We start from the raw sequence: 14,181 nt of genomic DNA on the forward strand, positions 1-14,181 counted from the left end.
GGCGAAATTCTGCGGAACGCTCGGGTTGGTGGCTTTCCAAGAATCCGCCTTCTCGGATAAGCTGCCATCATGAATCGTGGATGGTGGTGGATCATGATGGCCATGCTGCTTGGATGGGCGACGCCGCAAGGGACAGCTCAAGAGCTTGCTGGAGCCCCGGCGGTGCCTGCGGCCTGTCCGCAACGCTTGCCCTTGCGCACCACCTTCACGGGCCAGCAGAAGTTTCGAGCGATGGTGGCCAAGGCGGAGGCGGAGAATTGGCGGGTCCGACCGATCGGTGTGCGAACGATGCTCGCGGCGCGCGAGATGGTGGGCACGCCCTACGTGAACTTCACTTTGGAGGCTGATGATCGCATTGAGAATCCCATCGTGAATCTCGAAGGGATGGATTGCTGGACGTTCTACGAGAACGCGTTGGCATTTGCCCGAATGCTGCGCTTCAAGCCCGGGCCTTATCGACCCGAGGATATGTTGCACATGATTGAGGTCGAGCGATATCGCAATGGAGTGTGCACAGGGAGTTACTTGAGTCGGATGCATCACCTGGAGGAGGTGTTTTTCAACAACGAGAGCCGGAAGCTTGCCCAAAACATCACGCCTCATCTACCGGGAGCGGTGCGCTTGCAGCGGGAAATTCGGGAGATGACCGTGCAGTGGAAAAGTTACCGATATTTGCGCAGCAATCCCCGGCTAGTTCCCGAAATGGGGAAGGTTGAAGCCCGGGTTTCGACACTTCCAGTGTGGCATGTGCCGAAAGACAAGGTGCGAAACATCGAGAAGGACCTTGCGGATGGCGACGTGTGCGCGATCACCACCCATTGGAAGTATGGGTACACCTCGCATGTGGGTCTGATTTTGAAGATCAAGGGGAGAGCCTACTTTTGCCACGCCACCTCCGATCGTGACAAAGGCCGGATGACGATCATTGATCGTCCGATCACCGATTACTTGATGGGGGCCTCGAAGCATGCCGGCATTGCGGTGTGTCGTCCCGCGGATGTGCCCCCGTCTGCTTTATGGAGGCAGCCTTCGGTGCGGCGTTGAGGGGCTTCGATTTCTTGCTTGCCGGAATCCGTGATTGGGGGTTTTGTTCCTTCGAACACTGTTCTCAATGTCATGTCGGAGCCACTTACCCCACGCCAGCGAGAGATTTTCGAGTATCTGCAGGAGTATCAGCGCATGTGCGGGTTGATGCCGTCGACGCGTGAGATCCAGCATTTCTTTGGCTTTGCCAGTCAGACAGCGGCGATGAGTCATTTGCGGGCTCTCGAACGCAAAGGGGTGATCCAACGCCTACCCAATAAGGCGCGAGCGGTGGTATTGCCTCAGCAACTCGATCGTGAACCGATCGTGGACATCCCCATTTACGGGCAAATTGCGGCGGGCATGGCGCAGGACACCACCGCGGAGAGCGAGGGGTGCATTTCGATCGATATCAGTTCGCTGGGGATTCGGCCATCGGCGCGGACCTTTGCCCTAAAAGTGCGTGGAGATTCGATGATCAACGCCCACATCTGCGATGGCGACACGGTGATCTTGGAGTTCCGAGAACCAAGAAAGGGTGACATTGTGGCCGCGTTGATCGATGGAGAAACAACCTTGAAGCGATACGTTTTGAAGGACCGCCGACCTTATCTTCAGGCAGAGAATCCTGACTATCCGGACCTGATCCCGGCGCGAGAATTGGTCATTCAGGGGGTGCTCGTCGGTTTGATCCGCAAAGCCGCCTAATCGCTCAATGAAGCGTCGAGTCGATTCGCAATCCTGAGCCAGTGAGGTTCTGGAACGACGGGCCAGCCGGGATTTTCAGGCGTCCAAACCCATTTGGTTTCTGAGTCTCGAAGCCATGCGGCCCACCAACTGAATGAGCTGTTCGCCACGATGGCGTGGCGGCAGGCCTGCATGAGGCGGAAGTCACGAAGTTCATTGGACACGTCGCCATCGTGAAATCGCACCGGAAGGGCCCCGAAATCGAGATGAGTTCGAGCCCAAGCTAAGTCGTCTCCAAACACTTCAAATCGAACTCCGGACACACGTTGGGAGGCATCGACAAGAGCCCTCTGGTAGTAGTCGGAGTCGAGACGGGGCGAATATCGAACCCGTCGGATATGAACGAATACGGAGGGTTGATCGAGGAACTCTTGTTCGAGTGCGAGATCGGAGGCGACCTCAAGGGGCGGTGGAGTGAGTTCGCGGCGCAGTGGGGTGGCAAAGTCGCGAAAGTAATCTCCATCCTGCCAGTAGCCGTTGAGAAAAATCGTTTTCCGAGAGGAGGAAAAGTTCAGGAGGTCGGAAGGTCTCGTCGATTTTCTTTCCACCCAGTACGAGCGGGAGTCGGCCGGGAAAAAGCGATCGAAGAGACGTCGGCTGCGGTGGCGGAAAGAGCGACTGGACCCGAGTCGAAGTGACGCTGGGGCGAGGGACGACTCGATCGGAAATTCCCCCAAGCGAAACTGCCGACTGTATCCGTCGCGCAGAAATCCGGACTCCGGGTCGACCCATAGTGTCCGCTGGGTGCGCAGAGCGAGGGCTCGCGCTGCAGCGTAGGAAAAGAGCTGGTTTCCCAGCCCGCCTTTGATGAGCGCGACAATTGAGCAATCCACGGCAAAGAGAGTTCGGGATGTCAAAGATCCAAGGGAGCGAATGCCATCAGAATTGGAAATAGATGAACTCGCTCAGTTTGTCGAATTCGCGGCTCACGGCATAGAGCAGGGCGAGAGTGAACAAAAGCCAGCCGGTGGTGGGTCTCCATTGCCAGCGTTTGCGTGGGCCCAGGGCACCTCCTGGAAGTTGGGCGAGTCCGAGAGCCGGGAAGTAGCGACGCATGAACTGCTGGGTGTTGGGGAGAAACCAAACGAGGATGAGACCTAGGCAAATCGGGCGCCAAGCACGGGTCGAACTGGCGACGATGCCCGATTCCGATGGCCAGAACTCCAAGCCATGCAGCCCGGCCATTGACGACAGGATCGAGCGAGTGGCCTCAAGCGCATCGTGCATGGATCCTGTTGCCACGAGCTCGTAGTTGCCCGCGCGGAAGGGAATCCAGGCAAGGATCACGGCGAGGAAGGTGATGGGGATGGACAGCACCTTGGGGATGGCGGGGAGGGAGAATTTTTTCCTCAAGGCAACCCAGCCATGGTTGATGCAGAGGTAGAGGCCGTGCAGGCCACCCCAGATAAGAAAGGTCCATCCCGCTCCGTGCCACAGTCCACCCAAGAGCATGGTCATGAGAAGATTGCCATAGCGCCGGAGGGGGCCGCGGCGATTCCCTCCTAGCGGAATGTAGAGGTAGTCGCGCAAGAAGCGGGAAAGGGTGATGTGCCAGCGCCTCCAGAAATCGATGACGGAAACGGCCTTGTAAGGGGAGTGGAAGTTGACCGGAAGCTTGATTCCGAAGAGTCGAGCCGACCCGATGGCCATGTCGCTGTAGCCTGAGAAATCGAAGTAGATCTGGAGGGCATAGGCCAAAGTAGCGGCCCAAGCTTCCCCGCAGGTGAGGCTGCGATCCCCCGAGGCTGCGAGATCAAATAAGGGAGTTGAAGTCCGGGCAAGGTAGTCGGCGATGACGACCTTTTTGAAGAGTCCGACGACGAGGATGACGGCACCAATGGAAAGATCATTCGCGCTCAGGCCCTTTCCCTTGTGGCGCACGAACTGTGGGAGCATCTCCTTGTGGTGGACGATGGGCCCGGCAATCAGTTGGGGGAAGAAAGTCACAAAGAGGAGGTAGTCCCAAAAGTGGTATTCTTTGGTTTCCCCGCGCCACGCATCGACGAGATAGGCGACCTGCTGGAAGGTGAAAAACGAAATCCCGAGAGGCAAAATGATGGCGGGAATATCAAAGTCAGCATGGGCCCATGAGGTCGCCATTTTGGCGAAAAACCCAGCGTACTTGTAGTAAGAAAGGATGCCCAAGTTGGCGATGACTCCCGCGGTGAGGATGGCGAAACCGGATTTGCTCGGACGGCGTCTGGAAATGGCTCGGCCAGCGAAGAAATTGGCGATGCATGAACCCCCGATGATCCAGAGATTGTTCCAGTCCCACCAACCATAGTAGATGAGGCTAGAGACGACGAGGAATGCGACACTGACCCTGAACGGCGCCCGGCGCAGCAGGTGAAAACCCAGAAGCACCAGCGGCAGGAAAAAAAGCAGGTAGGTGTAAGAGTTGAAGAGCATGGAGAATCAGTGCCGGGCAGCGGCGTGAAGGAGTGACTGACGCCAAGCGAGGTCCCTTCCGCCAGGACCGTCGAGGTAGGACTGGGCATCGCGAAGGTAGTTTTCTCGCCACACAGGCAGGGATGCGAGGGTCAAGGGGGTGCCGTAGTTTTGGCCCTCGGCTGAGAGAATGGGCCATCCAGAGATGCGCGCGAGAATGGTGCGACCGACTTCCGGGGTGTAGTGGCCGAAGTCGAGCCAATGTTCCATACGCTCCCCTGCGCCTAGGGGCATGGGATCGCAGTTCCAAGCGAGGGGGCCTTGGAAGTCCCAGACCGGAGTGGGGAGTTGTTGGGGAAACTTGCCGTCGGCATGCCGCACGAGTTGGAGAATGGCCTCGTTTTCACGTGGGACTGTGATCGGGGTGGCTCCGGATGGGGGCAGGCGGGTGAGGAAATGGCTGGGGTGAAGAACAAGAATTAGGCGAATTCCACGTTGATGAGAGGTTTCGACGAGGTGGTGGAGGAGCCGCGCTTTGTCAGGAAGCAGGCGGGCTCCCGACTCGAGGGATTCCGGGAAAGCTTGAGGTCGACGGCGGTTGAGGAGAGCCGCAAGAAGTTGCCGTTGGTCCGTCGAAAACCATTCGGGGCCGAGGCGGTGAAGGCCTCGTGGCGTGAACTTAGGGGATTCGTGGCGTGAGGCGCGTCGAAGAGTTCGGAGGGACTCGGTGAGGGTCGAAATGCCGACGGCATATCGGAGTTCGCGCTCAAGGTCGAAGCCGCCATCAGCAAGCGGCGAACTGGCAAAGTCGGCCAGACGACGGGTATCAAAATCGCTCGTGAGATCTCCGGGGTCGATTCCGAAGAAGACGGCTTCAGGTTGGTGGTGACGGAGCAGTTCGTCGAAAACGGCTACGTTCTCGTAGAAGAAGCTACCGCTGGCCGCGAGGTTGTAGACATCATTGCGTTGCCAATCCGGGAGGTCGGGGTCCCACGCAGTCATGACCCGAGAGGAGCCGATGAGCGCGATGCCAATGTGCTCCGCGGATCGAATCAAACCACATTTTCCCGTGCGAAGCTGGGATTCGATTTCCCGATAGGCATCGAGCTTCGAAGATTGGAGGGGGCTGGCGAGGATGCGGAATGGATCGACCACCAGATTGATGGCCAAGCTGAGCAGCAAGATCCCCAAAAGGCAGGTGAGCAATGCCACCGCATAGCGGGTGGCGGGGGCTCGGCGAATGGGGTGACTCATGAGGATCCGAAAGGACGGAGGGTGAAGGAGGTCGCTCGCTGGGAGGTCAGTCCGGTTTGCGTGCTTTCTCGATCACCGAGATTTTCCATAGGATGTCATCATGCCCGGCGCCTTCGATGTAGCGGGTATAGCCATCGACGCAGTGCTGGGTCCAAGAGGCAAGGTTTTCGGATGTTAGGCGAATGCCGTAGTTTTCGCCCTCGGGGATGGGGAGATTCCAGTCGAAGATTCGGGCCAACATCAGATGACCCATGGAGCTGGAGTAGTGTTCGAAGTCTGCCCAATGGGGCATGCGGGACTCCGCATCGGGAGGAATGGGGTCGCAATTGAGCGGGTGAGCATCACGGAAGTCCCAAACCACGGTGGGCGGCTTGTCGGGGTGGGCGGCATCGGACGAGGCGACGATCTCAACGATCCCTTCACGCTCGAGACTGAGTGGTGGTTGGGTCGGAGGGGTAAGATCGGCGTAGGGGAGAACGTGCTGGGGATGGAGAAGCAGAATGAGGCGAATATCCTTTTCGTGGCAGGTATCGATGATTCCCCGGAGCAGTCTTCCTTTGTCTTCGCGAATCGGATTGGCGATGCGATCTTTGGTGACAAAGCCGAATGCGGCCTGAGTGCGAAAGGCTTCTGCGAGGAAGGCGCGCTGACTCGATCGGGTCTTCGCTTTGGCTTTGCTTTTGTCTTTGAGACGAAAGCCGCGGGGGCTGAACTTCGGAGGGGTATCGCGCGCGGCGCGAATCAGGGTTTGGATGGATTCTTCCAGGCTGGAGACACCAATGTGGTATCGAAGTTCGCGATCGATGCGGGTTTTGGCATCGCCGAGAGGGGAGGCATAGTAGTCACCCATTGGGCGGCTATCGAGATCGCTGCTGAGGTCGCCGGGATCAATGCCGAGGACGATCGTTTCCGGATTCTGGTGGGCAACGAGGTACCGAAACATGGCCTCATTTTCGTAGAAGAAGCTCGCACTCGCACCGAGGTTGTAGACGTCGTCGCGTCCCCAATCCGGGAGTTCAGGATCCAGGGCAAGCATGACCCGAGAGGAACCTAAGAGGGCGATTCCGATGTGCGGAGCGGAACGAACAAATCCACATTTTCCGGTTCGAGTCTGTGAGGAAATGTCGCGATAAGGATCGAGCGATTTCGAATGGAAGGGGGTGGCCAAAAGTCGCCAGGGATCGACCACCAAATTGGTGCCCAGCGCGAGGGTGAGGACGATGCCAATGATCAGGAGGAAGCTCGCGATGAACTTCCAGCTCGGAGGGCGGGCGCGGAAAAAACTCATGGTGAGCACCTCAGTTGGGTTTCCAAAGATTCATGTGATTTTCGACCCAAGCAAAATCCTCCGGATGGTCCTTTTGGTAGCGCAGGTAGCCATCGCGCAACGTCTGTTCCCGGTCGTCGAGGTTCTCTGTTGTGAGAGGGGTGCCGTAGGTGGCGTCTTCGGGATGGGCGGGTGGCAAGTCCATCATGCGCGAAAGCATGATCGAGCCAAGCGTGGGAAGAGCGTGCGTGCCATCTGCCCAGTAGTAGGTGGGTTTGCGGGGTTGGTCGATGGGTGGCAGGGCCTCGCAATTGTAGGGGTGGAAATCGTTGAAGTCCCACAGAGTGATTGAGGAAGCGTCGTTGCCTTGGGTTTCCTCGGCGATGACTGAAGTCATGATTTCCCGGTCGGTGCGAAAGCCGGGATCGGGGTCGCCTTTGAGTCGAAAGACCGAGAGGAAAGCGGCGTGATTGGGGGGGATGCAGAGAAACAGCCGCAGATGGTGATCGAGGCAGAAACGGATGATTTGGCGATAGTCTTCCACTTTGTCCGGGTTGCCGGCGATGCCCTTGTGGCGTTCTTTGATGAATCGGTTGGCCCACATGAACGATTCATATTGGAGGACTTGACGGAGGGGTCGCTTGTCGAGTTGGCGAACCCATTGCCCCTGGGGACTGTAGGCGGAAAGGCGCTTGGTGAAGCGGTAGTCGAGGGTCTTGACGCTCATCTCGAAGGCGGAGGTGCCAAAGCGATAGCGCAGTTCCTTTTCGAAGGGATCTCCGGACTCGCTGAGGGGGGATTCTTGGAAGCCGGCGACGTCGAGGACGTCATGTCGGGAGGTAAGATCGGCAAGGTCGACGCCGACAACGACCAGCTTGAGAGGTTGCCGTGCGTAAGCATACTCGAGCATGGCCCGATGCTCGGTGATGGTTCCTCCACGCAGAGCGAGGTTGGCAACCCGCAGGTCTCCGAAGGCGGGATGCTGCGGATCGAAGGCGATGTCGACACGCGAAGATCCGAGCAGAATGGCATCCCATTTTCCACTTCGCACCAAGCCGGTCTTCCCGAGACGAGGGTGTTTGTGAACGGGTTTGTAGTGGTCAAAACTGGCGGAAGACCAAGGGGAAGGGGTGATCCAGAGAGGGTTCACCCAAGTGGCGAGAAAGCCAAAGACGAGCATGATGGATCCAAACCATGCCAGCAATCCAAGGGTGTGCTTGCGAAGGCCCTGGCGGGCACGGTGGTAGGAAGGGTCGGACGCGGACATGCCAGATGGAGAAAAAGGTCGGATCAAAAACCGCCGCCCTGGTCCTTCAGGACGAGCGAACTGACCCACTCCCAGTCGCGGGCGTGGGTGCTGCGGTAGGTGGCGTAGCCGAGCGAAATCTCTCGCTCGCGGGAAGAAAGCGATTCGGGGAGGAGAATGCAACCGTAGTTGTCTTGACTGGAGGGAGTCGAGGAGGGCTGGAGCATTCTTGAGATCATGAGATCACCGAGCTTGGGCGAGCCGTGAATGCCATCGATCCACCAGTGGGCTGAGGCGGTGGGACCCGCGGGGATGGCTTCGGTGTTGGCTGAGTCGAACCCAGTGAAGTCCCATAGTGAAACCGGGGGGGTATCGGGGTGGGCTTGATTCTCCTCTGCAACGAGGCGGGTGAGGGCCGATCGTTCGGTAAAAAAGAACGGGTCCTGAACTTCGAGGATGGCCGGAATGGCAGCGGTTGCTGCGTGGTCAGGAGTGAGAAACAGAGTGATTTCGACCTGATGGTGGCGGCCTGCTGCGAGGATATCCCGCACGGCCGCCATTTTGACCGAGCTGACTTCGGGAGTGTGACGGCGGGATTTGGCGGTTCTCAGGGCGACGGGAGCGGAGTCACTCCGAAACATGCTGCGGAAGCCGCGTCCACCGATGGGGTTTCTCCAGAATCCTTGGGGGGTGAAAGGGGCCGGTTCAAGGGCGCGGCGGGAATTCCAAGTGGCGATCGAAGCGGTGAAGGTGGAAATGCCCACGTATTTTCGGAGGTCGTATTCCAGATTGTCGTTTCGAGGATTGAGTGGAGATGACGCAAAGCCAGTCACGGATCGAAGGTCGTAGCTGGAGCTGAAATCGTTGAGATCGAGACCGACGAAGATCCGTCGCAAGGAGGGTTGATGGTCGAGCGCATAAGCGACCATGGCGGCATTTTCAGTGATGCTGCCGGCCCAGAGGCCGAGATTGATGCCGTGGTGACCGCTCCAAGCAGGCTCGGTCGGATCGAAGGCGGCAGCGACGCGGGAAGAACCTGCCACGGCGAAGTCCCATGGCTCCGCTGTCACCATGCCGGCTTTGGCCGTTCGGAGGCTGCGGTAAATTTGTTTGTAGGGCGCGAATCCGGGATCGGTCCACGGGCTGGGAGTCACCCACAGAGGGTCGATGCGGGTGTTGGCGGCAAAGAATGCCACCAACAGCAGGAGGAACCCTGCGACCAGCCCTGAGGCGTAGCGGCAATGGCTCCGCATCGAGCGCCCAGAGCTGGAGCCGAAGAGGGGTGCCAACCGAAGAAGCGGGTTGAGGTTAGAATTGGAAGTAAATGAACTCGCTGAGTTTATCGAACTGATAAAGCGTGGCGAGCATCAGAAGGAGGGTGAATGCGAACCAGCGGCTGTTCGGGCGCCATTGCCACCATTTTCGTGGACCGATCTGGTAGTCTTCAAAGTGAGATGGGTCCATGGCGGGCTGGTAGCGGCGCATGAATTGCTGGGTATTGGGAACAAACCAGCAGACGAAGACCAACAGACAGGCACGGAGGGCGTGGCTTTCCTTCACCACTTGCGTGGCGACGTCGGGCCAGCCGCCGAGGCCGTGGAAGCCGAACATGGCGGCGAGCATCTCGCGGGTGGCGGCAAGGGCCTTGGTGGTCGAGCCACTGGATCCCAGTTCGAAGGTGCCGGCGCGGAAGGGAACCCAGGCGATGATGACCAGAAGGAACGTGATGGCGATGGCCATGGGCTTGGGAACCTTCGGAAGGCCGCGCTTTTTGCGAAGGAAGATCCAGCCGTGGTTCACGCAAAGGAAGACCCCATGGAGGAGCCCCCAGAGCAGATAGGTCCAGCCTGCACCGTGCCAGAATCCCCCGAGCACCATGGTGATGAGGAGATTGACGTAGCGACGGGACTTGCCTTTCCGGTTTCCGCCGAGAGGGATGTAGAGGTAGTCGCGCAGGAAACGGGAAAGGGTGATGTGCCAGCGGCGCCAGAAGTCGACGATGGAGACGGCCTTGTAGGGAGAGTGGAAATTGAGAGGTAGGCGAATGCCGAACAAACGGGCGGAGCCGATGGCCATGTCGGTGTAGCCGGAGAAGTCGAAGTAAATCTGAATGCCGTAGGCGATGGCTCCCGCCCAAGCTTCCAAGAACCCGGGGGGGCGACCGGTGCCTCCAGCCATTTCAAAGATGGCATTGGCGACTGGGGCGACGTTGTCGGCGATCACCACCTTTTTGAAGAGGCCGATGATAAGGATTGTGAGGCCAGCGGAAGTGTCGACCCAGCGGTGGTTTTTCCAAGTTTGCTTCTCGAACTGGGGAAGCATCTCCTTGTGGTGAACGATCGGACCGGCAATCAATTGGGGCCAGAACGAGACGAACAGGAGGTAGTCGGTGAAGCGGTATTCTTCGGTTTCACCCCTCCAGGCATCGACGAGGTAGGCGATTTGTTGGAAGGTGAAGAAGGAGATGCCCAGAGCGAGGACGACATTGGGAAGGTGGAAGGAGAAATCTCCGAGTTGTTCGATGAGCCGGCCGACAAAGCCGGTGTATTTGAAGTAGGCGAGCAGGATCAGGTTGGCGGAGACACCGCTGATCAACAGCGTTTTTCCCCGGGAAGTGCCACGGTGTCGGGCGAGGTATTCTCCTATCCAAAAGTTGAAGAGACAGGAGCCGAGAATGAGCAGCACATACCAAGGCTTCCAAGGCTGGGAGGGATCGGGGTTCCACCATCCGTAGTAGACGATACTGGCGATCACCAGCCAAACAAAGGCGGCCCGAACCGCGATGCGTGCCGCGAAGAAAAAGCCTATCAGGGCCAGCGGCAGAAACAGCAGAAGGTAAGTGTAGGAATTGAAAATCATCGGAGGCGGACCGCGGGAAGGGCGGGATTGGAATGAATCTTCAGGAGCTGGTCAAGGAGCGTGGGCTGGGGAGTCAGGGTCGGGTCGAGGTTTGGGTGACCTTGCGGGCCCACTCGATTTCCTGAGGCATTTGCTGGCGATATTCGGCTTCGGTGCGGACAAGATCCGCGAGAAAGGCATCAATGTTGGAGCCATCAACATGCCAGCCAAAGGGGGGACCCGCGTGTTCCGGACCCTGGGTGCCGGCGATGCGTGCCGCCATGATCGCTCCGAGAAGAGAGTTCGGATGGGAGTGATCGATCCAGTGATCGGTGCCCCCCAAGTGCTTGCCCACGGGGGGGAAAGGTTCGGTCGTCAGGGGGTGGAATAGGGAGAAGTCCCACCAATCGAGTTGCTGATCGGGGTATTTCAGCCGCATGGCGTCGACGACTGAAGCGAAGTATCGGCGCTCGGTTTCCCAGACAGGGCCAGGTGCGGGATCTTCACCGAGCCAGGCTTGGGTGAGGGCCTGCATGGGGATGCAGGTGAGCGTGACTCGGATTCCTTGGCTGAGACAGCGGTCGAGCAATGCCACGAAGCAAGCCTTGCGGGCTTCCCGCAGAGCTTCGGGGTGATTGCCGTACTGTTGATCGCGGCCTTTTTTGCGGTCGCGGAGGTGCTGGGCGAGAAGTTGCCGGGGTTCGTCAATGTGCCAGGTCAGCCAATCGCCGCGCGGCGAGAATTGGGAGGTCTCGCCCTCGGCGGCTCGCTTCAGGGTGTCGATGGACCCGATCAGGGTGGAGGTGCCGACGAGGTAGCGTAGGTTTCTTTCCAGTGGAGGGGAGGGGGAAAAGGGCGATTCGTAGAAATCGGCCAGAGCTCGACTGTCGCCATCCGACATGAAAGTGCCGTAGTCGAGGTTCAGGATGAGCCAATCGGTTTCAGGAAGGCGATCGAGGGAGTAATGGGCGACCGTGGTGTTCTCGATGATGTTGCCGCACGGGACACCGACGTTGAGTGCAGGAAGGCCCTGCCAAGCGGGATCGTTGGAACGCATGGCGATGGCCACCCGCGAGGAACCGAACATGGCCAGTTGGGTGTCCGGGTGGGTCAGCACGACCCCGGCTTTGCCGGTGCGGGTGTGGCGGGGAAAGTCACGCCAGGGCTCCAAGGACTTGGAGGAGAGGAAAGTGGGGAGGACCCGCCAGGGGTTGACCACCAGATTGGTGACGCCGATGAGGAGGAGGGTCAGGGCGATGGTGCTGAGGATGAACCGGGTGTATCGGCGGTGCGGAACGCAGGGCATCAGGCGCGTAGCCATATCCGAAGGCCCGGAGCTTGTCCAATGCGGCGGGCTTCGTGGTTTGGAGTGCGGGTTTTCCGCTTGTTGGTGGGCATCGCGTCACGGACGATCCGCCGGGAAATGCCCGCTCGATCCTTGTCAGTCGCCGATTTTGACGGCCACCTGCCACCCTTTTCAAAGAAGGGAGGGCACGATGTCTGAAGTTCTTCCCGTAGGAATCGTGGTGCCTGTGAAGCAGTGTCGGCCGGCTTTGGATGCCCATATCGCCGATCTCCTGGAGCTTCTCCCTCATGTGGAGCAGGTGGTGGTGGTCGATAGCGCATCGACGGATGGCACCATGGAAGCGCTCCAGGCGGCGTTGCAGCATCCTGGAGCGGAGTTTCACGATCGGCCTCCTGGGCTGTATCAGGCGTGGAATTTTGGGATTTCGCAGGTCACCTCCCGCTACGTTTACATGGCGACCGTAGGCGACTGTATCGGGCTGAAGGGGTTGCAGCAATTGGTGCAAACGGCGGAGTCGTTGCAGGTTGACGCTGTGATCAGCCCCCCGGAGTTGGTGAATGATTCGGGCCAGGCGTTGGGGAAGACCTGGCCGGTCCATGAGTTGGTGCGAGAGCGGAAGCTGGAAGCCCCTGTGGTGCTTCCGGTACGAGAATGGTTAGGACGCTGCCTAGCGGCCTATCCGGCAACCCTGATTGGAAGCAGCGCGAGCAATCTCTACCGTGCCGATTTCCTGCAAGCGCATCCGCTTCCTGTCGAGTATGGCCATGCCGGAGATGCGGCTTGGGCGGTAAAAATGAGTTTTCAGGCGCGTTGGGCGGTCGATCCCACGGTGCCATCAAAATTTTGGATTCATGAGACGCAACCGGGAGTGGTGGGGATTCGCGGCGATCTGGTAGAGCGCTTGTTGGGGGCTCCGGAGGAACTGGCCGCCGAGGCGGAGGGCCGCTGGGCGGAGGATCCCGTGTTGCCGCGCATCATGGCGGCTTATCGTCAGCTCCAACCGCGCATGGTTTCACGCATGCATGGAATGGCGGCTTATCGCGAGCGCTGTGCAAGCTCTCCCTGGGCTCAATTTCTCCCATCGGTCCGCAGGTGGCGTCGCCATCTGAGGAAAGAGAAACGAGAGATCGAAGCTCTGCAGGAGAGCATGCAATCCCTGCTCACCGAGTATCCGATGGATGGGGAGCGTGGCTAGCGCATGGAGCGACCCAGAAGCCGTTGGATCAGGCTGCAGCGCAGCGTCGAGGCTTCGGCAAGATGCAATCGTTTGGCGCAATCGTAGACGGCAAATTCCAATTCATGGCGTTCTCGAAAGGCCTTTTGGGCTTGCTCGCAGATGGTGCCTTCCCTTGAGCAGCGGTTTTTGACCGGAACATAGCGGGGGGGACGCTTGCCAAGTTTGCGTGCGATCACCGCCATCGAGCAGGAGAGCTTTTCGGTAATCCCGATGTGGACGAAATGCTCGTGGATCACCTCCTCGTAGTTGTCGATCGAGGTGTCGGTGGGGAAATGTTGAAGCATATCGATGCGGCACTCTCGAAGATAATCGTTGATAGTGAGATCCAGGGTTTCGGGACTTTGCTTCCAGTCTTTGCCATTTTTTCGAGTGTAGAAATAACGCGAAATGGCCAGCGCAAGAGGATCGCGGAGAATCGTCACGAACTGCCGAACCTCGGGGTAGTAATCGGGGATGCCGGCACCGCGGCGACGATTGAAGTGCCCGAAAATCACCGCAGGTTGGGAGGGGCAATGCACCTGTGCCAAGTCAACGGGAGCGGGCAGGCTGCCGTCCATTTCGTTGATGTAATGGGTGTGAAAATTCGGCTCAAACCACGAACGGACGATATTGCGCGACGAGGTGCCGCCGGCTTTCGGCATGTGAATGAAAATGAGCGGCTGTTTGGGGTCGTAGGGGATCAAGTCGCAGGTAACGAGTTGGATTTCAGTGAGGTGGTTTTCACTTTTTCTGAGGCGGCGACCTCATGCATGGGATGAAAGATGATGGGAAGGAAAGCAAATTCGGGGCCGTGACCCTTGAGTCACAACGAGCAAAGCTTGGGGCTCGTCTCCGGGGAATGGCGGCTCCGGGCTTGCCAGCGGTCGATGCTCCTG

General features: G+C 58.7%; 12 protein-coding genes. 3 read left to right on the top strand and 9 right to left on the bottom strand.

Features of this window, described 5'->3' with window-relative positions:
* The first annotated feature begins 69 nt into the window (after positions 1 to 69).
* Positions 70 to 1,044, top strand: coding sequence for an N-acetylmuramoyl-L-alanine amidase-like domain-containing protein (locus HNR46_RS13935; RefSeq protein WP_184019826.1), 975 nt, complete (start codon positions 70 to 72; stop codon positions 1,042 to 1,044).
* Positions 1,045 to 1,116: 72 nt separating this feature from the next.
* On the top strand, positions 1,117 to 1,731 hold the full coding sequence (gene lexA / locus HNR46_RS13940; protein ID WP_184019828.1) for a transcriptional repressor LexA: 615 nt from the start codon (positions 1,117 to 1,119) through the stop codon (positions 1,729 to 1,731).
* Here lexA and HNR46_RS13945 read toward each other — a convergent pair.
* From HNR46_RS13945 to HNR46_RS13980, 8 genes are all read right to left on the bottom strand, one after another.
* Positions 1,728 to 2,603, bottom strand: coding sequence for an alpha-1,2-fucosyltransferase (locus tag HNR46_RS13945; protein ID WP_184019830.1), 876 nt, complete (start codon positions 2,601 to 2,603; stop codon positions 1,728 to 1,730). The genes lexA and HNR46_RS13945 overlap by 4 nt on opposite strands.
* A gap of 46 nt (positions 2,604 to 2,649) precedes the next feature.
* On the bottom strand, positions 2,650 to 4,179 hold the full coding sequence (locus HNR46_RS13950) for an MBOAT family O-acyltransferase (RefSeq protein ID WP_184019832.1): 1,530 nt from the start codon (positions 4,177 to 4,179) through the stop codon (positions 2,650 to 2,652).
* A 6-nt stretch (positions 4,180 to 4,185) separates the two neighbouring features.
* Positions 4,186 to 5,412, bottom strand: coding sequence for a hypothetical protein (locus HNR46_RS13955; RefSeq protein ID WP_184019834.1), 1,227 nt, complete (start codon positions 5,410 to 5,412; stop codon positions 4,186 to 4,188).
* Positions 5,413 to 5,458: 46 nt separating this feature from the next.
* The gene (locus tag HNR46_RS13960; RefSeq protein ID WP_184019836.1) at positions 5,459 to 6,700 is read right to left on the bottom strand and encodes a hypothetical protein; all 1,242 of its coding nucleotides are present in this window, start codon (positions 6,698 to 6,700) and stop codon (positions 5,459 to 5,461) included.
* 10 nt (positions 6,701 to 6,710) lie between these two features.
* Positions 6,711 to 7,946: a hypothetical protein gene (locus HNR46_RS13965; RefSeq protein ID WP_184019838.1), complete on the bottom strand. Its 1,236-nt coding sequence runs from the start codon at positions 7,944 to 7,946 to the stop codon at positions 6,711 to 6,713.
* Positions 7,947 to 7,969: 23 nt separating this feature from the next.
* Positions 7,970 to 9,178: a hypothetical protein gene (locus tag HNR46_RS13970; protein ID WP_221285171.1), complete on the bottom strand. Its 1,209-nt coding sequence runs from the start codon at positions 9,176 to 9,178 to the stop codon at positions 7,970 to 7,972.
* Positions 9,179 to 9,233: 55 nt separating this feature from the next.
* A complete protein-coding gene (locus tag HNR46_RS13975) occupies positions 9,234 to 10,784 on the bottom strand; it encodes an MBOAT family O-acyltransferase (RefSeq protein WP_184019842.1) in 1,551 nt (516 codons plus the stop codon).
* 73 nt (positions 10,785 to 10,857) lie between these two features.
* Positions 10,858 to 12,069: a hypothetical protein gene (locus tag HNR46_RS13980; RefSeq protein ID WP_184019844.1), complete on the bottom strand. Its 1,212-nt coding sequence runs from the start codon at positions 12,067 to 12,069 to the stop codon at positions 10,858 to 10,860.
* A 190-nt stretch (positions 12,070 to 12,259) separates the two neighbouring features.
* Here HNR46_RS13980 and HNR46_RS13985 point away from each other — a divergent pair, with 190 nt between their 5' ends.
* Positions 12,260 to 13,264 (top strand): glycosyltransferase family 2 protein, encoded by a 1,005-nt coding sequence (locus HNR46_RS13985; RefSeq protein ID WP_184019846.1) that lies wholly within the window; start codon positions 12,260 to 12,262, stop codon positions 13,262 to 13,264.
* Here HNR46_RS13985 and HNR46_RS13990 read toward each other — a convergent pair.
* On the bottom strand, positions 13,261 to 13,947 hold the full coding sequence (locus tag HNR46_RS13990; RefSeq protein WP_184019848.1) for a hypothetical protein: 687 nt from the start codon (positions 13,945 to 13,947) through the stop codon (positions 13,261 to 13,263). The genes HNR46_RS13985 and HNR46_RS13990 overlap by 4 nt on opposite strands.
* Positions 13,948 to 14,181 lie beyond the last annotated feature (234 nt).

Origin of the sequence: Haloferula luteola (assembly GCF_014201715.1) — a bacterium.
In the GTDB taxonomy this organism is placed as follows: Bacteria; Verrucomicrobiota; Verrucomicrobiia; order Verrucomicrobiales; family Akkermansiaceae; genus Haloferula; species Haloferula luteola.

Bases quoted from the DNA above. Each gene is read 5' to 3' on its own strand.
- HNR46_RS13935 (WP_184019826.1), top strand. From the start codon at position 70: ATGAATCGTGGATGGTGGTGGATCATGATGGCCATGCTGCTTGGATGG.
- lexA (WP_184019828.1), top strand. From the start codon at position 1,117: ATGTCGGAGCCACTTACCCCACGCCAGCGAGAGATTTTCGAGTATCTG.
- HNR46_RS13950 (WP_184019832.1), bottom strand. From the start codon at position 4,179: ATGCTCTTCAACTCTTACACCTACCTGCTTTTTTTCCTGCCGCTGGTG.
- HNR46_RS13955 (WP_184019834.1), bottom strand. From the start codon at position 5,412: ATGAGTCACCCCATTCGCCGAGCCCCCGCCACCCGCTATGCGGTGGCA.
- HNR46_RS13960 (WP_184019836.1), bottom strand. From the start codon at position 6,700: ATGAGTTTTTTCCGCGCCCGCCCTCCGAGCTGGAAGTTCATCGCGAGC.
- HNR46_RS13965 (WP_184019838.1), bottom strand. From the start codon at position 7,946: ATGTCCGCGTCCGACCCTTCCTACCACCGTGCCCGCCAGGGCCTTCGC.
- HNR46_RS13970 (WP_221285171.1), bottom strand. From the start codon at position 9,178: ATGCGGAGCCATTGCCGCTACGCCTCAGGGCTGGTCGCAGGGTTCCTC.
- HNR46_RS13975 (WP_184019842.1), bottom strand. From the start codon at position 10,784: ATGATTTTCAATTCCTACACTTACCTTCTGCTGTTTCTGCCGCTGGCC.
- HNR46_RS13980 (WP_184019844.1), bottom strand. From the start codon at position 12,069: ATGCCCTGCGTTCCGCACCGCCGATACACCCGGTTCATCCTCAGCACC.
- HNR46_RS13985 (WP_184019846.1), top strand. From the start codon at position 12,260: ATGTCTGAAGTTCTTCCCGTAGGAATCGTGGTGCCTGTGAAGCAGTGT.
- HNR46_RS13990 (WP_184019848.1), bottom strand. From the start codon at position 13,947: ATGCCGAAAGCCGGCGGCACCTCGTCGCGCAATATCGTCCGTTCGTGG.